General features: G+C 71.5%; 24 protein-coding genes. 14 read left to right on the forward strand and 10 right to left on the reverse strand.

What is annotated here, in order from left to right:
• The first annotated feature begins 61 nt into the window (after positions 1–61).
• Entirely contained in the window at positions 62–655 is a 594-nt protein-coding gene (locus ALI144C_RS23590; RefSeq protein ID WP_076989316.1) for a DUF3558 family protein, read from the forward strand.
• 9 nt (positions 656–664) lie between these two features.
• Here ALI144C_RS23590 and ALI144C_RS23595 read toward each other — a convergent pair whose 3' ends face one another.
• Both ALI144C_RS23595 and ALI144C_RS23600 read right to left on the reverse strand, forming a co-directional pair.
• Positions 665–1747: a hypothetical protein gene (locus tag ALI144C_RS23595; RefSeq protein WP_143230820.1), complete on the reverse strand. Its 1083-nt coding sequence runs from the start codon at positions 1745–1747 to the stop codon at positions 665–667.
• Positions 1744–2154, reverse strand: a complete 411-nt coding sequence (locus ALI144C_RS23600; RefSeq protein ID WP_076989318.1) for a hypothetical protein — start codon at positions 2152–2154, stop codon at positions 1744–1746. Before ALI144C_RS23600 ends, ALI144C_RS23595 begins: the two co-directional genes overlap by 4 nt.
• Positions 2155–2331: 177 nt before the next feature.
• Here ALI144C_RS23600 and ALI144C_RS23605 point away from each other — a divergent pair, with 177 nt between their 5' ends.
• The gene (locus ALI144C_RS23605; protein WP_076989319.1) at positions 2332–2718 is read left to right on the forward strand and encodes a DUF3224 domain-containing protein; all 387 of its coding nucleotides are present in this window, start codon (positions 2332–2334) and stop codon (positions 2716–2718) included.
• Between the two features lie 95 nt (positions 2719–2813).
• Entirely contained in the window at positions 2814–3629 is an 816-nt protein-coding gene (gene map / locus ALI144C_RS23610; protein WP_076989320.1) for a type I methionyl aminopeptidase, read from the forward strand.
• Here the strand turns inward: map and ALI144C_RS23615 are convergent.
• From ALI144C_RS23615 to ALI144C_RS23625, 3 genes are all read right to left on the reverse strand, one after another.
• A complete protein-coding gene (locus tag ALI144C_RS23615; protein ID WP_076989321.1) occupies positions 3613–4464 on the reverse strand; it encodes an NmrA family NAD(P)-binding protein in 852 nt (283 codons plus the stop codon). The genes map and ALI144C_RS23615 overlap by 17 nt on opposite strands.
• On the reverse strand, positions 4464–5213 hold the full coding sequence (locus ALI144C_RS23620; RefSeq protein ID WP_076989594.1) for a TetR/AcrR family transcriptional regulator C-terminal domain-containing protein: 750 nt from the start codon (positions 5211–5213) through the stop codon (positions 4464–4466). Before ALI144C_RS23620 ends, ALI144C_RS23615 begins: the two co-directional genes overlap by 1 nt.
• 64 nt (positions 5214–5277) lie before the next feature.
• Positions 5278–6105, reverse strand: a complete 828-nt coding sequence (locus ALI144C_RS23625) for an SDR family NAD(P)-dependent oxidoreductase (protein ID WP_076989322.1) — start codon at positions 6103–6105, stop codon at positions 5278–5280.
• A 72-nt stretch (positions 6106–6177) separates the two neighbouring features.
• On the opposite strand from ALI144C_RS23625, the gene ALI144C_RS23635 reads away from it, so the two are divergent.
• Entirely contained in the window at positions 6178–6663 is a 486-nt protein-coding gene (locus ALI144C_RS23635) for a MarR family winged helix-turn-helix transcriptional regulator (protein WP_083753318.1), read from the forward strand.
• Between the two features lie 33 nt (positions 6664–6696).
• On the opposite strand, the gene ALI144C_RS23640 is transcribed toward ALI144C_RS23635, so the two are convergent.
• The 3 genes from ALI144C_RS23640 to ALI144C_RS23650 form a co-directional block, all read right to left on the reverse strand.
• Positions 6697–7605 (reverse strand): S66 peptidase family protein, encoded by a 909-nt coding sequence (locus ALI144C_RS23640; protein WP_076989325.1) that lies wholly within the window; start codon positions 7603–7605, stop codon positions 6697–6699.
• Positions 7602–9515 carry a S9 family peptidase gene (locus tag ALI144C_RS23645; RefSeq protein WP_076989595.1) on the reverse strand — a complete coding sequence of 638 codons (1914 nt, stop codon included), beginning with the start codon at positions 9513–9515 and terminating at the stop codon, positions 7602–7604. The genes ALI144C_RS23640 and ALI144C_RS23645 overlap by 4 nt, the downstream gene beginning before the upstream one ends.
• Positions 9516–9631: 116 nt before the next feature.
• Positions 9632–10249 (reverse strand): TetR/AcrR family transcriptional regulator, encoded by a 618-nt coding sequence (locus tag ALI144C_RS23650; protein ID WP_076989596.1) that lies wholly within the window; start codon positions 10247–10249, stop codon positions 9632–9634.
• 63 nt (positions 10250–10312) lie between these two features.
• Here ALI144C_RS23650 and ALI144C_RS23655 point away from each other — a divergent pair, with 63 nt between their 5' ends.
• The 5 genes from ALI144C_RS23655 (at position 10313) to ALI144C_RS23675 (ending at position 14008) form a co-directional block, all read left to right on the forward strand.
• On the forward strand, positions 10313–11239 hold the full coding sequence (locus ALI144C_RS23655; RefSeq protein ID WP_076989326.1) for a class I SAM-dependent methyltransferase: 927 nt from the start codon (positions 10313–10315) through the stop codon (positions 11237–11239).
• 189 nt (positions 11240–11428) lie between these two features.
• Positions 11429–11995: a DUF3090 domain-containing protein gene (locus ALI144C_RS23660; RefSeq protein WP_076989327.1), complete on the forward strand. Its 567-nt coding sequence runs from the start codon at positions 11429–11431 to the stop codon at positions 11993–11995.
• 2 nt (positions 11996–11997) lie between these two features.
• Positions 11998–12792 (forward strand): SCO1664 family protein, encoded by a 795-nt coding sequence (locus ALI144C_RS23665; protein WP_076989328.1) that lies wholly within the window; start codon positions 11998–12000, stop codon positions 12790–12792.
• Between the two features lie 158 nt (positions 12793–12950).
• A complete protein-coding gene (locus tag ALI144C_RS23670) occupies positions 12951–13292 on the forward strand; it encodes a cupin domain-containing protein (RefSeq protein WP_076989329.1) in 342 nt (113 codons plus the stop codon).
• Positions 13293–13366: 74 nt separating this feature from the next.
• Positions 13367–14008: a histidine phosphatase family protein gene (locus ALI144C_RS23675; protein WP_076989330.1), complete on the forward strand. Its 642-nt coding sequence runs from the start codon at positions 13367–13369 to the stop codon at positions 14006–14008.
• Here the strand turns inward: ALI144C_RS23675 and ALI144C_RS23680 are convergent.
• On the reverse strand, positions 13998–14570 hold the full coding sequence (locus tag ALI144C_RS23680; RefSeq protein ID WP_237774280.1) for an ArsR/SmtB family transcription factor: 573 nt from the start codon (positions 14568–14570) through the stop codon (positions 13998–14000). The two genes, ALI144C_RS23675 and ALI144C_RS23680, sit on opposite strands and share 11 nt — an antisense overlap.
• Positions 14571–14604: 34 nt before the next feature.
• Between ALI144C_RS23680 and ALI144C_RS23685 the strand changes: the two genes are divergently transcribed.
• The 5 genes from ALI144C_RS23685 to ALI144C_RS23705 all read left to right on the forward strand — a co-directional run bounded on the left by ALI144C_RS23685 (position 14605) and on the right by ALI144C_RS23705 (position 20355).
• The gene (locus ALI144C_RS23685; RefSeq protein WP_076989331.1) at positions 14605–15942 is read left to right on the forward strand and encodes a M20/M25/M40 family metallo-hydrolase; all 1338 of its coding nucleotides are present in this window, start codon (positions 14605–14607) and stop codon (positions 15940–15942) included.
• Positions 15939–17696, forward strand: a complete 1758-nt coding sequence (locus ALI144C_RS23690; RefSeq protein WP_076989332.1) for a S9 family peptidase — start codon at positions 15939–15941, stop codon at positions 17694–17696. The genes ALI144C_RS23685 and ALI144C_RS23690 overlap by 4 nt, the downstream gene beginning before the upstream one ends.
• Positions 17697–17749: 53 nt before the next feature.
• Positions 17750–18550 carry a DUF3097 domain-containing protein gene (locus ALI144C_RS23695; protein ID WP_076989333.1) on the forward strand — a complete coding sequence of 267 codons (801 nt, stop codon included), beginning with the start codon at positions 17750–17752 and terminating at the stop codon, positions 18548–18550.
• A 42-nt stretch (positions 18551–18592) separates the two neighbouring features.
• Positions 18593–19027, forward strand: a complete 435-nt coding sequence (locus ALI144C_RS23700) for an NfeD family protein (RefSeq protein ID WP_076989334.1) — start codon at positions 18593–18595, stop codon at positions 19025–19027.
• Between the two features lie 89 nt (positions 19028–19116).
• A complete protein-coding gene (locus ALI144C_RS23705; protein ID WP_083753320.1) occupies positions 19117–20355 on the forward strand; it encodes an SPFH domain-containing protein in 1239 nt (412 codons plus the stop codon).
• Here ALI144C_RS23705 and ALI144C_RS23710 read toward each other — a convergent pair.
• Positions 20332–20859 carry a CGNR zinc finger domain-containing protein gene (locus tag ALI144C_RS23710; protein ID WP_076989335.1) on the reverse strand — a complete coding sequence of 176 codons (528 nt, stop codon included), beginning with the start codon at positions 20857–20859 and terminating at the stop codon, positions 20332–20334. The genes ALI144C_RS23705 and ALI144C_RS23710 overlap by 24 nt on opposite strands.
• Between the last annotated feature and the right edge of the window lie 19 nt (positions 20860–20878).

Here is a 20878-nt window from a genome sequence, read left to right on the forward strand (position 1 = left end):
GGGCCTGTCGATCACCCTGGGTCGGCTACGCTGTGCGACGGTCCACTGACGGGGGAGAAACATGAGGCGCCTCGCGGCCCTGGCACTACTACCACTAACCCTGACCGTCGCCTGCGACAACAGCACCACCACCACCCCACCACCCACAACAACCAGCACCACAACACCCACTACGTCGAACAGCGCGCGGGCGCCACGCGTACCCACACCACTGGAGACGGCCGCCTACACGGCGAACCCCTGCCGCAGTCTGACCGCCGCCCAGCAAAGGCAGTTCGGTGTGAGCGCGGGCGACCTGGTCGACGCCGCGCGTGAGGGCACGAGTTGTTTCTACCGGTATCCCGGTGGTGTTCCGACCGCCACCACCGTCACCTACGCCACCCGGGTGCCCACTGGCCTGAACTCGAAATACCACGAACACTCGACCGGGATGTGGACCTACTGGGAACCCACCGTCGTGGATGGCTATCCCGCGCTCGGGTTCCAGGCCACCTACGTCGGCGACCCCACCCCGCAGGTCTGCAACTTCGCCATCGCGGTCACGGATTCCCTGTACTTCTGGGTCACCGCCGACGACAAACCTGGCGCCGACAAGTGCTCAGCAGCCAAAGACGTGGCGTCGGCGGTGCTCACGACCGTCAAAGCGGGTGCATGACCGGACCGCTCACTGGTCGAAGAAGTCCCGGTACTGCGGGACCGACCGCTGCACCGGTCCGGATTCACCCGGCCCTGTCCGGTACTCGCGTTCGGTGCGGATCCGGTCCATCGCGGCGGGCAGCGACTGCGCCAACCCTATGATCGCCTCTGCGGTCTCCTGTTCGATCCGGTTGACCGCGTCGAGATACTGCTTGACCGAGTCCCGCAGATAGTCGCGATCCTCGATCAACGACGTGGTCCGGTTCTCCTGCTTGGACTCCGCGGTCTTGATCGCCTCTCCCACGGCTTCGGTGAGTACCACGGCCGAGGTCAGACCAGCGCCGCCGCCACTGAGCACGGTCGTCGCCGCGGCAACCAGCGCGGTGACCACGACAGAGGCGATGTCGATGGTGATTCCCCCACCGCCGTACCAGTTGTGCTGTGCGAAGGTCTTGGTGAGCGCGTTCATCAGGGCGGCGATGTCACTGCTCGCCTTCTGGAAGATCGCCCGGTAACGCACCAGGTGTTCAGCGATGACATAGCTGCAGTTCTCGGTATACACCTGGTACGGGATGAACTCGCGTTCGTAGCGGTACGCCGCGAAACGCGCGGAGCCGTGCCACCCGTCGCGCATCTCCGCCCAGTCCTGCCGGACGGGATACCGCTCGTTGTACTTGACGTTCGACACCGGTTCACCCGTGTCGGGTTTGGTCCCTGCCGACGTGTGGTCTCCCGTGCGCCAGGTGAAACAACCAGCGACGAGTTTGCTGTACGTCGCGTCCACCAGCGCCTGTTGGATACCGGCCACAGCCTCCGCCGGGCGCAGCAGCGCACCGGGGTCGGCCGCGTACCCATCGATCACCGACACGGTGCGATACTGCGGATCGCTGTCGAGGTTCGGCATCCGCTGCGGCATCTCGGCGTCCTGGGGCACCGAACCGCTGTCATCGACCCCGACAGCTCGATAGATCCGCGGCCCGTCGTGCCCGTTCGGGCTTAGCAGGTACTGGATCCAGGAGTTGAGTTCCGCTGCGGCGGTGGCCAGTTCCGGGTCCACGGCGGGATCGATGCCGGCCACGGCCACCGGCCCGTGACCTGGGGGCAGTGTCATCGTTCAGTGCCCATTCCGTCGATCTGATTCTCGATCGACCGGAACCGGTTCGCGATCACCCGGTCGGTCTCCACAGCGTGGTCAATGATCTGGAGCAACGCCGTCTGGTAGCCCAGCAACGAACTCGCGAGCTCAGCCTGGTCCGACGCCAACTGGCGCAGTTGCCATTCCACCGTGTTGAGGAACGAACTGCTCGCCGAGCGGACATCGCCGTTGCCGACCCCGCCGAACCACCCCGCCGACTGGCTCGCGTGCGCGGCCTGGATTTCGTCGTGCGCCGCCGTGTACTTGCCGTTGAGCCCGTCCAGTTTCTGCACGACCGGCGCCAGCAGAAAGGTGATCTTGCGTCGCATGCCGTCCGGGTCGATCGCGAAGTCCGGTGGCCTGCCAGTATCCGGTGTGGTCATCGTGACTCCCCTCCTCGTGTGCGTCCGTCACGGGCGCGTCGCACATCGTGACAGAAACCCATCGCGGGCCGTAGCGGATTCACTACCAATGGACACGACCGGCCCAACAGAGTCGCGCTACGCATCCCCACCACCCACCTGACAGCACATGCCGGGTATCACCCGCAGGATGGCGGCATGCACATCACGGCGAAGTTCGAGATCACCGGCTGGGACCAGGTCACCTACGACGAACCCACCGACGGCCCGCCGCTCGGCGAGGCCACCATCACCAAGGCCTACACCGGCGCGCTGGACGGCACCGGGCACGTGCGGATGCTGGCCTGCCAGACCGGCGACGGCCCCACCGACGGCGCCGGGTACATGGCCCAGGAACGCGTCATCGGGTCACTCGAGGGGAAAACCGGTACGTTCGTGCTGCAGCACGGCGCGTGCGGCGGTCCGGACGGCACCGAGCAGTACGGGTTCATCGTGCCCAACACCGGCACGGGGGAGTTGACCGCGCTCACCGGCACCTGCCGGGTCCAGCACGGCGAGATCACCTTGGACTACCGGCTGGGCTGAGCACACCGGGCGACGCCGACCACCCCCGGATTGGTATTTCTATACCGCCCAGTGCTACTGTGCCGGTATAGAAATACCAATGCTGAGGGGTCGTCGTGATCGAACTGAAGACGCCTGCGGAGATCGGCCGCATGCACGTCGCCGGGCGTTTCGTCGCCGAGGTGCTCACCGAGGTCGCCGACCTCGCCGACGTGGGCGTCAACCTCCTCGACCTCGAACGCCACGCGCGGGACATGATCACCCGGCGCGGCGCGGACTCCTGCTATTGGGACTACGCGCCGTCCTTCGGGCGGGGCCCGTTCCGCAACGTCATCTGCCTGTCGGTCAACGACGCCGTCCTGCACGGCTTGCCGCACGACTACACGCTGCGTGACGGCGACGTGCTCACCGCGGACCTCGCGGTCGGTATCGACGGCTGGGTCGCGGACTCCGCGCGGACCGTCGTGGTGGGCGCCGCCGCCGAGGAGGACCTGCGGATCATCCGCGCCACCGAAGAGGCGCTGGAGGCGGCGATCGCGGCCGCGCGGCCCGGCAACCGCCTGGGTGACATCTCCGCGGCGATCTCGGCGGTCGCCCGCGACCACGGCTACCCGGTCAACGACGAGTTCGGCGGCCACGGCATCGGCCGCACCATGCACGAGGCGCCGCACGTGTCCAACGTCGGCCGGGCCGGGCGCGGCCTGACACTCCGGCCGGGCCTGACCCTCGCGCTCGAACCCTGGTTCGCCCGCACGACCGACCGGATCGTCTACGACGACGACGGCTGGACCATCCGGTCGGCCGACGGCTCCCGCACCGCCCACTCCGAACACACCGTCGCCATCACCGAGGACGCCGCCCTGGTGCTCACCCGCCGCGAGTCCGAGGTCCCGGCCACGCGAGCGGTGACCCCGCTCAGCTGGCCGGGGTGAAGTCGGCGGCGTGGTCGAGCGCCCACCGCGCGAACGTGCGGTACGGCCTGCCGGTGACCGCTTCGAAGTCCGGTGAGACGGTGAACTGGTAGTCGGAGAAGTCGTCGGCCTCAGCGCCTTCGTAGCCGCCGAGGCCGACCAGGTAGCGGGCCGACTCCTCCGGCCACCCCACGCTCACGTAATACTCGAGCGCCTCCTGTCGCGACACCGTCGTGAACGTCAGCTCACGGCCGATCGCCGCACCGATGTCGGCGGCCATCGCGCGCTGGGTCAGCTGCGCGGGCCCGGTCAGCGTGTACGCCCGGCCCGCGTGGCCGTCTTGCAGCAACGCCGCCACCGCCACCTCGGCGATGTCCCGCTCGTGAATCGGCTGGCCGTACTCGTCCGGCTCCGGGTGCACGATCGTGCCGTCCGCGCGGATCGACGGCCCCCACAGGTCGATCTTGTTCGTCGCGAACTCACCCGGCCGCACGTGCGTCCACTCCACCCCGGACGCCTCGACCGCCTGCTCGACCGGCAGGTGATAGGTGGTGTCGTAACCATGGGTCACCGCGCCCGAGGACAACACCACGATCCGCCGCACCCCGGCCTTCGCCGCGACGTCCACGACGTCACGCACATCCGGGGAGGGCACGAACAGGAACAGCTTCTCCACCCCGTCGAACGGGATGTCATCCGGCGCGCCGAGATCACCGCGCGCCACCTCCACGCCTTCGCCGAACACCGCCGCAGCCGGATCGCGCGTCATCGCCCGCACCCGCGCACCGGCCTCGGCCAGTCCGCGCACCACGTGCCGCCCGACGTTGCCCGTCGCCCCGGTCACCAGGATTGTCATCACAAGCCCCCTTCGATCCCGTCCAGCATCCTGTCCAGCCCGTAGTCGAACGCCGTGCGCGCGGCGTCGGCGAGCGTGCCCTGCACCTCGTAGGCCCCGGCGTGCCACAGGCTCGTCATCACCGGGTACCGCTCCGGGTCGAAGTAGTCGTCCCAGAACGTCTGCCGCGCGCGCCACCAGGAATCACTGGACTCGCCGGTGGCCGCCGCCAGCCGCTGGTCGTCCACTTCGGACGCGGCGGCGCCGTGCACGAACTCCTCGATGGCCCTGTGTGCCATCGGGATTTGGTGCGGTCGCAGTCCGGCGGCGGTGAGCGCGGCGAGCACGAACTCCTCCCCGGCCATCAACCCCGGCCCGAGCGGCGGGCGTGCCATCGAGACGTCCCGCATCCACGGGTGCGCGTGGTAGACCGCGCGAGTGCGGTCCGCGTAGTGCTTGATCCGCTCCCGCCAGGTCCCCGCCGCCACGAGATCGCGTTCGCGCAGCACCCAGTCGGCCATCAGGTCGACCAGTTCCGACTTGCCGGGCACGTGCGTGTACAGCGACATCGTGCCCACGTCCAGTTCGTGGGCCACGCGGGCCATCGACATGGCGCCCAGGCCCTCGCGGTCGGCCACCGCGACCGCCGCCGTGACGATCTGGTCGACGGTCACCTTCGGCTTGCGGCCGAGCTTCGGCGACGGCGGCGTGCGCCACAACAACGCGAGGGTCCTGGCGGCGTCCGCGCCGCCGCTGCGTTCGACGGCCACCCTGCCCACCCCATTTCCGTATCTCGTACGGAAACAATACCGTACGTACTACGGAAATGAGAAATCAGGCTACGTCGACGACTTCGTGCAGCTGCAGCCTGCGGTTGAACCCGCGCGTGATCCGCGCGACGGCGGGCCGGGGCAGCAGCCGCGCGGGCCACGTCAGCGCCCGGTACAGCCACCGGCCGGGGTAGGACACCGCGCGGCGCCGGGCGTAGTCATCGAGGGTTCGGGCGGCGATCATCTCCGGGGTGTCGGCCCGGCGGGGATCGATCTCGGCCGAGATGCCGTCGAAGAACCCGGTCGCGATCGGCCCGGGATGCGCGGCCATCACGTGCACGCCGGTTCCGCGCAGTTCCTCGGCCAGCGCCTCGGTGAACGACAGCACGAACGCCTTGGTCGCGGCGTAGCTGGCCTGGTACGGCAGCGGCTGGAACGCCGCGGTGGACGAGACGTTGATGATCCCGCCCCGGCCGCGGGCGACCAGGCCGGCCCCGAGCGCGTGGGTCAGCGCGAGCAGGCCGTCGACGTTCAGCGCGACCGACCGCAGCTGCGGGTCGAGCGGACGGGTGAGAAACGGGCCCGCGTCGCCCGCGCCCGCGTTGTTGACCAGCAGGTCGACCTCCAGACCGCGCTCGCGCAGCTCCCGCACGATCCGCCCCGGGCCCTCCGGTGTGGCCAGGTCGCCGACGAGCACCTCGGGGTCCGCCGCGGCGTCCCCCTGGCGGATCTGCGCCGCGAGGTGCCGCAGGGCCGTCTCCGAGCGGGCCAGCAGGATCACCCGGGCTCCCCGCCGGGCCAGCTCCAGCGCGTACGCCCGGCCCAGGCCCTTGGACGCGCCGGTGACCAGCGCGGTCACCCTGTCATAGCCGTGGTCCACCACAACCTCCATACGCTTCGAGTCTCGAACTACCTCGACGGTAGCAGATAGTTCGAGACTCGAAACACCAGTAGGATGGGGGGCATGGCCGAACCCCCGGCGGCATCCACAGCGACATCTACAGCGACATCCACAGCGACATCCACAGGGGCATCCCTGGCGGCGCTCACCGGCGCACTCGCGGCGACCCACGACATCTGGATGCGGACCACCGACCAGCTCGGTCCCGCGCTGGCCCGGCACCAGCTGACCCCGGCGACGTTCCAGGCGCTGTGGGTGATCGACCCGGCCGAACCGCCGCCGTCGATGAAGGTGATGACCGAGCGGCTGTACTGCAACGCCCCGAACCTCACGTTCCTCACCAACCAGCTGGCCGACCGGGGCCTGGTGCAACGCGGCGTCGACCCGGCCGACCGCCGCGCACGCGTGCTGGTCCTGACCGACAAAGGGCGCGACGTCCGCGCGGACCTCGTCCGCGTCGCGGTGGAGAACACACCACTGGCGGCGCTGAGCGCCGAGGAACTGCGGCAGCTGACCGCTCTGCTGACCCGCGCCGTCCGATCGGCCTGACCGCCCGGTCAGCCGATCGGTCAGGTCACCCGGTCAGGTCACGGGGCCGAGCGCGGGCTCCAGGATCGTCAACGTCCCGTTGTCGGCGTCCAACTCGGCCTGCACCCCCAGCGGCACGGTCAGCTGCGCCGGGCAGTGCCCGAACCCCAGCTCCCACACCGTGGGGATCCCCAGCGACCCCACCAGGTCGTGCAGGATCGCCTCCACCACCTCCGCGGAACCGCAGTCGGTCCACGACCCGAGCGCGATCCCGTTCACCCCGGTGAACCAGCCCGCGCGCAGCAGCGCCGTGAGGATCCGGTCCAGCCGGTAGGTGTCCTCGGTGACGTCCTCCAGCAGCAGGATCGCCTCCCGCGGCGGCGGGGAGAACCCCAGCAGGCTCGCGTTGCCGCCGACCACCACGCCCCGGGCGACGCCGTGCACCATGGTCGCGCTGTCCGGGCCGGTCAGCACCCGCACCGATTCCGGCTCGAACAGCGTCCGCCGGAAATGCTCCCGCGCGGCGGTGTCGTTGACGAACGCGTCGGTGCCCACCATCGGCGCGAACAGCGTCGCCACGTTCAGGTGCTGGGCGAACGCCTCGTGCAGCACGGTGATGTCGCTCGACCCGGCGAACACCTTCGGCCGCGCCGCGGCCATCGCGTCCCAGTCCAGCAGATCGGTCATGCGCAGCGTGCCGTAGCCGCCGCGCACGCAGAACACCGCGTCCACCTGCGGGTCACACCACGCTTGCTGCAGGTCCGCGGCCCGGTCGGAGTCCGTCCCGGCCAGGTAGGGCAGCCGCGGGTGCCGGTCGGTGACGTGCTTGGCGACCTCGACCGCCAGCCCCCACGACTCCAGGTGCTTGATCCCCGCCGCCAGCAACGCCGGGGAGACCGGGCCCGAGGGGGCGACCAGGACGACACGAGAGCCCGGCCGCAGCCGGGCGGGGTGGATCTTCACACGCGCAACTCTAGGGCGGGCACGTCGGGCGGCGTGAACCCGAACACCTGGCCGTAGAACGACACCTGCGCCTCCAGGGCCGTGCGCTGGGTCTCGGCCTTGCGGAACCCGTGCTGCTCACCGGCGAAGGTCAGGTACGCGTGCGGGATGCCGCCGCCCGACAGCGACGCCACGAACCGGTCCGCCTGCTCCGGCGGGCAGATCCGGTCCTCCAGGCCCTGCATCAGCAGCACCGGCCCGGCCAGCTGGTCGACCCGGTGGATCGGCGACCGCTCGGCGTAGCGCTGCCGCTGCTGCGGCCACGGCCCCACCAGGCCTTCCAGGTACCGCGACTCGAAGTCGTGCACCTCGCCGCCCTCGGCGGTCCAGCCCGCCAGGTCCAGGATCGGGTAGAGGATCGTGGCGCACGCGTACACGCGGGTGCTGGTGATCGACGCCGCCGAGGTCCAGCCGCCCGCGCTGCCGCCCATGATCGCCAGCCGCGCCGGGTCGGCGACGCCTTCCTCGGCCAGTGCCAGCGCGACCGTGGCGCAGTCGTCCACGTCGACCACGCCCCACTGCTCGTTGAGCGACTCGCGAAACGCCCGCCCGTAGCCGGTCGACCCGCCGTAGTTCACCGCGACCACACCGATGCCGCGGCTGGTCAGGTAGGCGACGTCCAGGTTCACCGTCGGCGTGTACTTGCCGGTCGGGCCGCCGTGCACGTACACCACGAACGGCGGCTTTTCCCCGTCGGGCGCCGTGTAGCCGGGATTGGTCGGCGGGTACACGTACGCCGGGACCTTGCCGAACACGCGTTCCCGCGGCTGCGGCAGCAGTGCCGGGTCGAACGGCGGGACCTGCGGCGAATACGTGGTCACCTCGCCCCGCGACAGGTCCAGGCCGACCACCGCCACCGGCAGGGACGCGCTGCCCGCCGCCGAGTACAGCACACCGTCGGCCGCGACCAGGTCCGGGCGCCACGCCGTGAGGTCGGTGTCGACGTCGGTGACGGTGCGGCTGCGTTCGTCCAGGATCGCCAACTGCCCGCCGGAGCGCAGCACCGCGAACCGGCCCGACCCGAGCGGGGTGAACCAGCGGCATCCCATCCGCCACAACGGGCCGCCCAGTTCCAGGTCGGCCGGGGCGAGGTTGCGGGAGGTGCCGTCGATGCCGATCCGGTGCAGGTTCCACCAGCCGTCCGGGTCGGTCAGCGCCAGCAGCGACGCGCTGTCCTCCCACTCGAACTGGCACACCGCCTCCCTCGGCCCGCCCGCCACGACCCGGTGCGGCCCGAACGTGCCGTCGGGCCGGATCGGCGCGACGCACAACTCGGCCGCGTCCCACGGCATCGCCGGGTGGTCCCAGCCGATCCACGCCGCGTGCCGCCCGTCCGGGCTGTGTTTCGGGCCGGACAGGAAGTGGTGGCTCGCACCCAGCACCCGCACCTGCCCGCCCGCCAGGGCGACGAGGTCGCGGCGGATGTCGGTCGGCGCGTCGCCGGTCACGGTCTCCCGCACACACCACACCTGCCCGTCGCGGCCCGCCAGCAGGTCGCCGTAGCGCCAGCCGTGCTCCCGCTCGGGTGCGGGGGTGATCGGCTCGGGGTCGGCGCCGTCCCACCCGGCCTGGTAGACGCGCTGGTCGGCCCAGTTGGTGAACACGACCCGGTCGGGCAGCACCAGCCACGAGCGGCTGCCGTACTCGTGCAGCCGGTTGCGCACGCTCCACCGCGCGTCGAGCACCTCGTGGGCGTCGCCGTCGGCGGGCTTGCGCATCAACGCGACCCGGCCGCTCTCGGCCGGTCTGCTCTCGGTCCACCACACGTCGGTGCCGTACAGGTCCACCCAGTCCGGGCCTCCGCCCGCTGCCGCGGCCGCCGCCGCGGTGATCGGCGATACCCAGGTCCCGTAGGAAGCGATCTCCACCAGCACGACCCTACTGGTCGCGCCCCGGCCGGGGCATCGACCGTGAGTCGGATTCACCTCTGACCGGATCCCGCAGGTCGGTGCCTACCGGGGCACGGGCCCGCTCGCTCGGCCGGGGGTCACCCGGAGCGGGTGTCGAGCAGGGCGGTGGCCAGGCGCAGCATGGCGGCGTGGCTGGCGTCCCGGTCCCGGCCGGGGTTGTGCTGGTACTGGTAGCAGCCCACCTGCAGGCCGCCGATCAGCAGGTCCAGTGCCTGCGGGCTCGGCGCGGGCCGTCCGCTGCCGGTGACGGCCTGGCGCAGCAGGTCCCGCAGCCCCTCGGTGGCCTGCGCGCGCAACCGGCCCGCGGGGGAGGCGGGGTCGTACTGCTCGGCGTGGAACACCCGCAGCCCGTCCCCGACCTGGTCGGCCCAGTCCAGGTAGGCCGTGATGCCCGCGGCCAGACCCGCCCGGAAGTCCGTGGCGTGGGCGGCGATCGGGCGCAGGTGCTCGACCAGGCGGGCGCCCGCGTCGGCGACGACCGCCTCCAGCGCGGCCTCCACGCTGGGGAAACAGGTGTAGAAGGTCGGTTTCGACACCCCGGCGCGTGCGGCGATCCGGGCCACGGTGGCGGCGCGGAACCCGAACTCGGCGTAGGTGGCGGCGGTGGCGCGCAGGACACGGCGCCGCAGCCGCTCGTGCTGGTCGCTGGTCTTGGGCGGTCTGCCCCGGCGGGGTGAGGACGGGTTGACAGGCATGACGGCCACGACTTTATCTTTACAGCTACGGAAACGTAAATGTCGTCGGGGAGTGGATCGCGGATGACCGACCGACCACCACAGTCCGGCCTGGCCCGCGCGCGGGGCACCCTCGTGGCCGGATCCACCGCCGAGGCCGCCGCCCTGCTGCGGGCCGCGGGCGCCCTGCTGACCGACCCGGGGTTACGCGGCCCGGACACACTGGCCGCCGCGATGATCCCGTGGGCGCCGAGGATCAGCGCACTGGTCAAGGTGCCGGTGCTGCGGCGGCTGGTGCCGTGGGGGATCGAACGCGTGCTGCCCGGCGCGTTGTGGTTCGAGGTCGTGCGCACCAAGTACATGGACGACGTCGTGTGCGAGGAGATCGCGGCGGGCGCCCGGCAGGTGGTGATCCTCGGCGCCGGGTTCGACACCCGCGCCTACCGGATGACCGACACCCTCGGCGACATCCCCGTGTACGAGGTCGACCACCCGGTCACCGCCGCCCGCAAACAAGCTCGGCTGCGTGCGGTGACCGCGGGCGTGGTGCGGTACGTGACGATCGACTTCAACCACGAGGACCTGGCCACCCGCCTGGCCGGGCACGGCTACGACCCGCACGCGCGGTCGGTGGTGGTCTGGTCGGGCGTCGCGCCCTACCTGGCCCCGCCCGCCGTGGACGCGACGCTACGGTGGATGGCCTGGCAAGCCGCGGACAGCTGCCTGGTGTTCGACTACTGCTGGCAGGAAGTCGTCGACGGCACCGCCACCTCCGCGCGGTCGCGCGCGCTGGCGCGGACCCTGGCCAGGCAGGGTGAACCGCTGCGGTGGGGCATCCCCCGCGGGCAGGCGACCGCGTACCTGGCCGCCCGGGGCCTGCGGGTGCAGGACGACCACGGCGTGGACGAGGCCGCCCGGTACCTCACCCGCCGTGACGGCTCGGTCGCCGGACCGATGTGGGAGTTCGGCGGGTTCGTCCGCTGCCGCGTCCCCGCACCGGGCTCTGCCTAGAACCCCGCGCGTGCAGGGGTTCGTCGGCGCCGGGGAGATCACGGCCGCCATCGTGGAAGGCCTCAGCGCGGCGGGCGCTGGGCAGGATCCTGGCCCGGTTGCGCGGATGAGCGGATAGTCGTCAGTCAATGTCAACTGGGTGAGCCGGGCTGCTCGTTGCCGGGCGCGTGCCCTAGGGTCGAAGGTGCCATGGCTCGTGTCATTCATGTCTTCCGTCAGCCCGACCGGTTCATCGCCGGGACAGTCGGGCAGCCCGGTGATCGCACGTTCTTCCTGCAGGCCTCCCAGGATGCCCGCACGATCAGCGTCGCACTGGAGAAACAACAGGTCGCGGTGCTCGCCGAGCGGATCGGGTCACTGCTGGACGAGGTGGGCCGCCGCTTCGGCGCCGAGGTCCCCCCGGACACCCCCGACGACCTCGTCGACTCCGAACCGCTGACCGTCCCGGTCGAGGAGGAGTTCAAGGTCGGCACGATGGGGCTGGGCTGGGACGCCGAGACCCGCGCGGTGGTGATCGAACTGCTCGCGGTCAGCGAGGCCGAGGTGGACGAAGCGGTCGTCCTGGACGACACCGAGGAAGGCCCGGACGCGGTCCGCGTGTTCCTCACCCCCGCGCACGCCAAGGCCTTCGCCGACCGCGCCGACCGGGTGGTGCGCGCCGGCCGCAAACCCTGCCCGCTGTGCGGGGAACCCCTGGAACCCAGCGGTCACGTCTGCCCACGCCAGAACGGCTACCGCAGAAACGAAGAAGGCTGACCGTGCACCCGGGTGACCCAGCCGCACTCGAACTGATCACCCACGGTGAGATCGACGTGGAAGGACGCATGGTCGACGCGTCCAACGCCACCCTCTACGGAGCGATCAGCCACAACGGGATCTCCGCGCACTGCGTGTACAAGCCGATCAACGGCGAACGCGCGCTGTGGGACTTCCCCGACGGGACCCTCGCGGGCCGGGAAGTCGCCTCCTACCTGGTGTCCGAGGCGGCCGGGCTGGGCCTGATCCCGCCGACGGTGCTGCGCGCGGGCCCGTTCGGCCGCGGCATGGTCCAGCTGTGGATCGACACCAAGGACGGCGACGACCTGGTCGACGTGCTGGCGCCCGGGGACGTCCCCGACGGGTGGCGGATGGTGCTGCGCGCCCATGACCGGCACGGCGATCCCGCTGTGCTGACGCACGCCGACCACCCGAGCGTGCAGCTGCTGGCGGCGCTCGACGTGGTGATCAACAACGCCGACCGCAAGGGCGGTCACGTCCTGCACGGCACCGACGGCAACGTCTACGGCGTCGACCACGGCATCTGCCTGCACACCGACCCGAAGCTGCGGACCGTGCTGTGGGGCTTCCTCGGCGAACCGATACCGGAGCAAGCCGTCGAGGCGGTGTCCCGGCTGCGGGGACAACTCGACGGGGACTTGGAACGGCAGTTGCGGCCGCACCTGACGCGCCGGGAGATCCAGGCGCTGCGGGACCGGGCCGACGCGCTGCTGCGGGTGCCGCGGTTCCCCGAGCCGAACCCGGACGGCCGCCCGATCCCGTGGCCCGCGTTCTAGGCCACCCCCGACCAGCGGAGGGTCGCCGCCGCGGCACTTGACCTCAACCAAAGGTGACGTTCTACGGTGGTGATCGACCGCCAGGAAAGCCGTCCCCCGGCTGATTCCTGGAGGTCTTCGACGCCCGACGGCCGCAACCAGGGGAGAGTGATCCCGGCATGTCTGTCCCGCCCGCACGGGCCCGCCGGTTCAGCTCGGCCATCGGCGACGACGCCGTCCGCTTCGGTGACCGGATCCTCATCGCGCCCGCGTTCGGCGCGGAGTCCGGCGAGTCGATGAGCGCCTACACGTCGTTCTTCCACGCGGGGGCACGTGCCGACCTGCCCGCCCCCTACGCGGAGGTCTGGGTGGTGCTCAGCGGAGCGCTGCGAGTGGGCGTCGGCAGCGACGCCGTGACGGTGCGCGCGGGCGACTTCGTGCACGTTCCGCACCAGGCGCCCGGGATCGTGGAGGCCCTCGAGGACACCACGATGGTCTGCGTGTCGGTGCCCGCCCACTGACAGCGGCGCCGTGACCGGCGAACCTCACGAATTCCGCTCGTGCGTACCGGGAATGTGCGATTCCATGGGTCGTTATGTCGATCATTTCCCGGGCACGCACCATCCACGTCGTCACCCACCCCGAGGCCACCCATCACGTCGACCGGGTGGTGGGCGGCTGGCACGACTCCGAACTCACCCCCGCCGGGCACACCGCCGCGGCCGCGATCGCCCGGGCCCTGCGCGCCCGCATCCCCGGTGCGGCCCCGGTGTTCACGTCGGACTTGACCCGCGCCGCGCAGACCGCCGCCGCGATCGGCCACGCGCTCGGCACGACACCGACCCGGGACGAGCGGCTGCGGGAGATCTCCTACGGCGAGGCCGAGGGACGCCCGCAGCGGTGGCTCGACGACCGGTTCGTGCCGCCGCCCGCGACCGGGGACCGGCTGCGGCACGACTTCGGCATCCCCGGCGCCGAGACGCGGGAGTCCTGCGCGCGGCGCGTCTACGCCGCCATGGACGCGACCCTGGCCGCACCGGGCGAGCACCTGGTGATCGTGACGCACGGGTTCGCGCTGACCTTCGTGGTCGCGGCGTGGATCGGGATGCCCGTCGACGCCGCCGGGCGGGTGGCGTTCCCGGTCACCTCCGGCAGCATCACCGTGCTGCGCGAGGACGGTTTCTTCCACAACCGCGCCCTGGTCAGCCTCGGCGACACCACGCATCTCACGCCGTGACCGGGCCCTCGGTGGCGGGTGGACGCAGCGCCACGGACCACAAGTAGGACAACGGTTCCCCGTCGTCCTCGTCGGCGTACTCGGCGATGACCTCGCGGATGCGGTCGTTGAGCGACGCGACCGACTCGGGCCGCAGCCGCAGCACGCCCCGGTGGCTGCCCCGCCCGGAGTCGACCCCGGCGGCGATCAGTTCCGCGCGGTGCGCGCCGAGCACCGCCAGCTCCACCCGCTGCCCGAGGCCGGTGTCGTCGTGCAGGATGCTCAGGCCGCGGGTGCGGGACGTGGCGCGGTAGGGGCGTTCCAGCGCGCCGTGCTCGCCGGTGCGGACCGGCTCCGGGGCGAGGAAGTTCGTTTTCACCAGCGCCCGCACGTGCCGCAGGGTGGTCGCGGGCGCCAGGGTCAGCTCCACCGCCAGCTGCTTGTTGGTCAGCGCGCGGTCCAGGCACAGCCGCAGGATCCGCCACCGCACCGGATGCCCGAGCGCTTTCAGTTCGTCGGCCGTCGCCTCCATGATCACGCACTGTACCTTGCTTGCCCCGCTGGCCGTTTGCTTTACTGCCATCGATTTCATTTTGTGCAATCGACTGGGAGGGTTCATGATCGAGCGATTGCGTTCGTGGGTCGACCGGAGCGACGTGGTGGCCGAACTGGCCGGGTGGGTGCGCGTGCCCAGCGTCAGCCGCACCGGCGAGGGCATGGCCGAGGCCGCCGCGCACGGCCTGGGCCTGCTGCGCGCGTCCGGTCTGGACGCCAGGGCGGTCGACACGGGCGGGTGGCCCGCGCTGGTCGGCACCGCCGACGGGCCCGGTCCGCACGTGCTGATCTACGGCCACTACGACGTGCAACCCGCCGGGCCGCTCGAGCAGTGGACCAGCCCGCCGTTCGAACCCGCCCTCCGCGACGGCCGCATGTACGGGCGCGGCACCGGCGACAACAAGGGCCAGCACCTGGCGCAACTGCTCGGGCTGCGGGCGGTGCGCGAGCTCACCGGGGGCCTGCCGTGCCGGGTCACGGTCCTGCTCGACGGCGAGGAGGAGATCGGCAGCCCGAACCTCGCCACGGCCGTGCGCGGGCTCGACCGGCCGGACCTGGCGATCTGGAGCGACGGGCCGGTGCACGACACCGGCCAGGCCTGTGTCGTGCTCGGGGTGCGCGGCATCCTCACGTTCGAACTGCGGGTCCGCGGCGCCGACCGGGTGCTGCACTCCGGCAACTGGGGCGGCGTCGCACCCAACCCGGCGTGGGCGCTGGTGCACCTGTTGGCGAGCATGCGCGGCCCGGACGGCACCCTCACCATCCCCGGGTTCGCCGACACCGTCACCCCGCTCACCGCCGGACAGCGCGCCGCGCTGGACGCGCTGCCGGTCGACGTCGCCGCCGCGCTGGCCGGGATCGGCGCCACCCGCATGGACCCCTCCGCCGCGCCGGGCTTCTACGACCGGCTGACCGCCCCCACCTTCACCATCAACTCGCTGACCTGCGAGGACGGCGGGGAACACCGGACGGTGATCCCGGCGGTCGCCGTCGCCCGCTGCGACACGCGACTGGTCGGCGGCCAGCGCCCCGAGCAGGCCGCCGACGCGATCCGCGCGCACGTCACCCGCTACGCCACCGAGCACGACCTGGACGTGGAGTTCACCGTGTCCGGCAGCATGGCTCCGTCGACCACACTGCCGGAAACCCCGTACACCGACACGATCCTGCGCGCCGCCGCGGCCGGGCTGGGGGAGTCGCCGCTGCTGGTGCCCGCGCTGGGCGGCAGCCTGCCGATCGCCACCCTCACCGACGTGCTCGGCGTGCCCTGCTACGGCGTCCCGTTCGCCAACGTCGACGAGGCCAACCACGCCCCGGACGAGAACCTCGACCTGGACTGGTACCGCCGGGGCATCGTGGCCGCCGCGGCGATCCAGCTCGCGTTGGGAGGACAGTTGTGACCATCACCGGCGCCTGGCCCACCACGGGCGGGTTCGCGTACGTCAGTGACGAGTCCGGCCGTCCCCAGCCGTGGCTGCGCACCTGGGACGGGCCCGCGCGGCCGCTGCCGGTCGACGGGTCGGTGCTGCGCCTGGCGTGGCGGCCCGGAGGCGAGCGGCTGCTGGCCCAGACCGACCTGACCGGCACCGAGGACTACCAGCTGGCCGAGATCGACCCCGTCACCGGCGCGGTGGACTGGATCACGCGCGCCGAGGACGTGCGCCACGAGATCGGCGTCCCGTATTCCACCGCCAGCGAGCCCTACAGTCCCGACGGGCGGCTGCTGGCCTACGCCAGCACCGCCCGTGACGAGACGTGTTTCGACGTGTACGTCCGTGACCTGGCCGACGGCGACACGCGGATGCTGCTGCGCGGCGACGACCGGTACCTGCCGATGTTCTTCTCCCCGGACTCGCGGCGGCTGCTGGTGCTCAAACTCCACCAGAACAGCGACCACGACCTGTACGCCTGCGACGTGCGCACCGGGCAGGTCGAGCACCTCACCCCGCACGAGGGGGCGGCGAAGTACCAGCCCGGTGGGTGGGCGCACGACGGCATCTACCTGTGCACCACCCACGGCCGCGATCACCTGGGGGTGGCGCGCCTGGTCCCCGGGCAACCGCCGCAGTGGCTGGCCACACCCGAGTACGACATCGAGACCGTGATCACCGGCCCGCAGGTGCTGTGGCCGGTGCACACCGGCGACGGGCACACCCTGCTGGGCGCGGCCCGTGTCCCGGGGGTGGTGTCGCTGCGGTTCGGCTCCGAGGGGTTCGTGCCGCGACCAGCCGGGGACCAACTGCTGGTGCAGGTCGGCCGGGCCGACCGAGCCACCGAGATCCACCTCGCCGACCCCGTCACCGGCGCAGTCCGCCAGCTCACCCGGTTCGGCGACGGCCTGCCCGACGACCTCGTCACCCCGGACACCGTGCGATTCCCCAGCGACGACGGCCTGGACATCACCGGACTGCTCTACCTGCCCCGGGACGCGAGGGGCCCGGTGCCCGCGGTGCTGCACATCCACGGCGGACCGGAAGACCAGGCGCTGCCGGTGTACGACCCGCTGATCCAGCGGCTCGTGCGCGCCGGGATCGCGGTGCTCGCGCCCAACGTCCGCGGTTCCACCGGCCGCGGCATGCGCTACCAGCGGCTGATCTACCGCGACTGGGGCGGCGGGGACCTGCGCGACTTCGCCGCCTGCGCCAGGTTCCTGGCCGGTCACGACGGCATCGACGGCGACCGGCTGGGCGTCTACGGCGCCTCCTACGGCGGGTTCGCCACACTGAGCTGCCTGAGCAGACTGCCCGACCTGTGGCGCGCGGGGGTGGCGATCTGCGCGCCGAGCGACCTGGAAACCAACACCCGCGCGTTCCCGCCGACCTGGCGTCGGCGCGCCGCGGACTGGGTGGGCGACGTGGACGACCCCGCCGAGCGGGCCCGGCTGGCCCAGGCCAGCCCCCTGACCCACGCGGCCCGCATCCGGGCGCCGCTGCTGCTGGCGCACGGCGTCAACGACACCCGGGTGGCCATCGACGAGTCCGACCGGCTGCACGCCATCCTGACCGGACTGGGCCGCCCGGTGCGGCTGATCCGGTTGACCGGCGGGCACACCCCCGACCGGGACGAGTGGGACGACGTCGACACCGCCGCCGTGGACTGGCTGCGTGAGCACCTGCTGGGCGACCTCCTGCTGGGTGACGACCCATCGACGTGAGCACGGCCTGTCGTGCGGTCCTGGGACCGCACGACCCGCTAGCGTGGCCAGCCGTGCGATCCCAGGACTACGGCGACATCCTCGCCGGCAAACCGAAACGCCGGATCCCGCGGCTGCCCGCCGAGCCAGGCCTGGTGGTCGAAGATCCGGCCAGCGGGTTCTGCGGCGCGGTCGTGCGGATCGAGCAGGGCAACGTCGTCCTGGAGGACCGGCACGGCCGCCACCGCGTGTTCCCGATGACCGACGCGGGGTTCCTCGTCGACGGCGCCCCGGTGACCCTGGTCAAACCGGTCGGGGCGCCGAAGAAACCGGTGATGTCGGCGTCCGGGTCGGTGAAGGTCGACCACGTCCCCGCCAAGGTGGCCAAGGCCAGCCGGATCTGGGTGGAGGGCATCCACGACGCCGAGCTGGTCGAACGCGTCTGGGGCCACGACCTGCGGGTGGAAGGCATCGTGGTCGAACCGCTCGACGGCATCGACGACCTCGCCGCCCGGGTGCGGCAGTTCCGGCCCGGCCCGCGGCGGCGGCTGGGTGTGCTGGTCGACCACCTGGTCGAGGGCAGCAAGGAAACCCGGATCGTCGCCGCGGTCACCCACCCCGAGGTCCTGGTGCTGGGTCACCCGTACGTGGACGTCTGGCAGGCGGTGAAACCCGCCGCCGTCGGCATCCCGGCGTGGCCGGACGTGCCCCGTGGCGAGTCGTGGAAGGACGGCATCTGCGCGCGGCTGGGGTGGGGTGAACCGGCCGACGGGTGGCGGCGGGTGCTGGCCGGAGTGCGCGGTTTCCGTGACCTGGAGACACCATTGATCTCCTCGGTCGAGCGACTGATCGACTTCGTGGGTCACTTCGGGTGACATCAGCGTGGTCGCGCCCGCTTTGTCTGACAGGATGTGACCATGGCGGCCTGGCTGGTGTGGTTGATCGCAGGGTTCATCCTGATCTCCGCCGAAGTGATGTCCGGCGACCTGTGGCTGTTGATGATCGGGCTGGGCGCGCTCGGGGGCGCCGCCGCGGCCGCGCTGGGCGCGGGCCTGGTGATCTCCACGATCGTGTTCGCCCTGGCCACCATCGCCCTGGTCGCCGGAGTGCGGCCGGTGCTGAAACGCAAGATGCTCACCGGCCCCGACCACAAGACCAACACGCAGGCCCTGATCGGTGCGCGGGCGCTGACCGTGACACTCGTGGACTCCCACCAGGGCCAGGTCAAGATCGGTGGCGAGATCTGGTCGGCCCGCTCGCACAGCCCCGACGACACCATCCCGGAACCGGGCACACCGGTGATCGTGATGGCCATTTCCGGCGCCACCGCCATCGTCGCACCCGAACCGTGACCCGACATCCGCCGATTTCACGGACGCGGTCGCGCGGCAGCGAGTAGAACCAACATCAATCAGCGCGCGCAAGGGTGGAGGTACCCGCTTTGGACGCCGTCACGATCATTATCGTCGCGGTCATCGTGATCTTCGTGCTCACCATCGTGGCCAAGTCGATCCTGGTGATCCCGCAGGCGCAGTCCGCGGTGATCGAACGGCTCGGCCGGTTCACGAAGGTCGCCGAACCCGGGCTGAACTTCCTCGCCCCGTTCGTCGACCGGGTCCGCGCCCGCATCGACCTGCGCGAGCAGGTCGTGTCCTTCCCGCCGCAGCCGGTGATCACCCAGGACAACCTGACGGTGTCCATCGACACCGTCGTGTACTTCCAGGTCACCGACTCCCGCGCGGCGGTGTACGAGATCTCCAACTACATCGTCGGTGTCGAGCAGCTGGCGACGACCACGCTGCGCAACCTGGTCGGCGGGATGAGCCTGGAGGAGACCCTGACCTCCCGCGACGAGATCAACAACCAGCTGCGGGGTGTGCTGGACGAGGCGACCGGCCGGTGGGGGATCCGGGTGGCGCGGGTGGAGCTCAAGGCGATCGACCCGCCGCCGTCGATCCAGGACTCGATGGAGAAGCAGATGCGCGCCGACCGGGAGAAGCGCGCGATGATCCTCACCGCCGAGGGGCAGCGGGAAGCGGCGATCAAGACCGCGGAAGGCCAGAAGCAGTCGCAGATCCTGTCCGCGGAAGGCGCCAAGCAGGCCGCGATCCTGGCCGCGGAGGCCGAACGGCAGTCGCGGATCCTGCGCGCGCAGGGTGAACGCGCCGCCCGCTACCTGCAGGCGCAGGGGCAGGCGAAGGCGATCGAGAAGGTGTTCACCGCGATCAAGGCGGGCAAGCCCACGCCGGAGGTGCTCGCCTACCAGTACCTGCAGACCCTGCCGCAGATGGCGCAGGGCGACGCGAACAAGGTGTGGATGATCCCCACCGACTTCGGCAAAGCCCTCGAGGGGTTCGCCAAGATGCTCGGCGCACCCGGCGACGACGGGGTGTTCCGCTACGAGCCGCCCAAGGAAGACATCCCGGTGTCCAAGCCCGAACAGGACGACGAGGAGATCAAGGACTGGTTCGACACCGCGCCCGACCCGCACGTGGCCGAGGCGGTGCGCGCCGCGGAAGCGGTAGCCCGCAAGGAGGTCCCCAGCCCCCTGCAGGTGCGGCCCGCCACCCCGGGACTGCGTCAGCCACTGGAGGCGCCGCAAGCACCGCCGCAACTGCCCGGCCCGGGCGTCGACCTGACCGACTCGCCCGAACTGTCAGACGACCCGCGCACCCCGTGACCGGTGGTCGGCGACGTGCACACGCGTAGCGCAACGGGCGGAGCAGAACCGGCGCCGCCCGTTGCGTGAGGTGTCCACGTACACCACGTCGCACCCCTCGTTGTCACAGCGCCCCAGCCGCGCCGGGTCCTGGCACACCACGTGCGCCAGGCCGGCGGCGGTGAACGCCCGCACCCGCGTCACGATGCCGTCGCGCTCGTGCGCGTAGTGGATATGCGGCTCCAACCCGTCGTGGCGGGAGACGTAGGGCCGTGACGCCGAATCGGCCAGCAACGCGTTGACCGTGTCGACCTGCCGGTCCAGGTCCCGCTCCCCGAACGCCCCCGACAGGCGCGCCGCCCACGCCAGGATCAGCGGCGCCGCGGCCGCGGTGATCGGTTCCGGGCTGCGGTGATACAGCGGCACGATCCGCCGCACCTCGTCCGGCCCGCCCTGTGCCGGGTCGATGTTCACCAGCGCGGCGGCGAGCTCCGCCGCCGGCCCGCCGTAAGGGTTGAAATGCATTGACTCATTACAGCAGGGT

It is taken from the genome of Actinosynnema sp. ALI-1.44 (assembly GCF_001984155.1).
GTDB lineage: Bacteria > Actinomycetota > Actinomycetes > Mycobacteriales > Pseudonocardiaceae > Kibdelosporangium.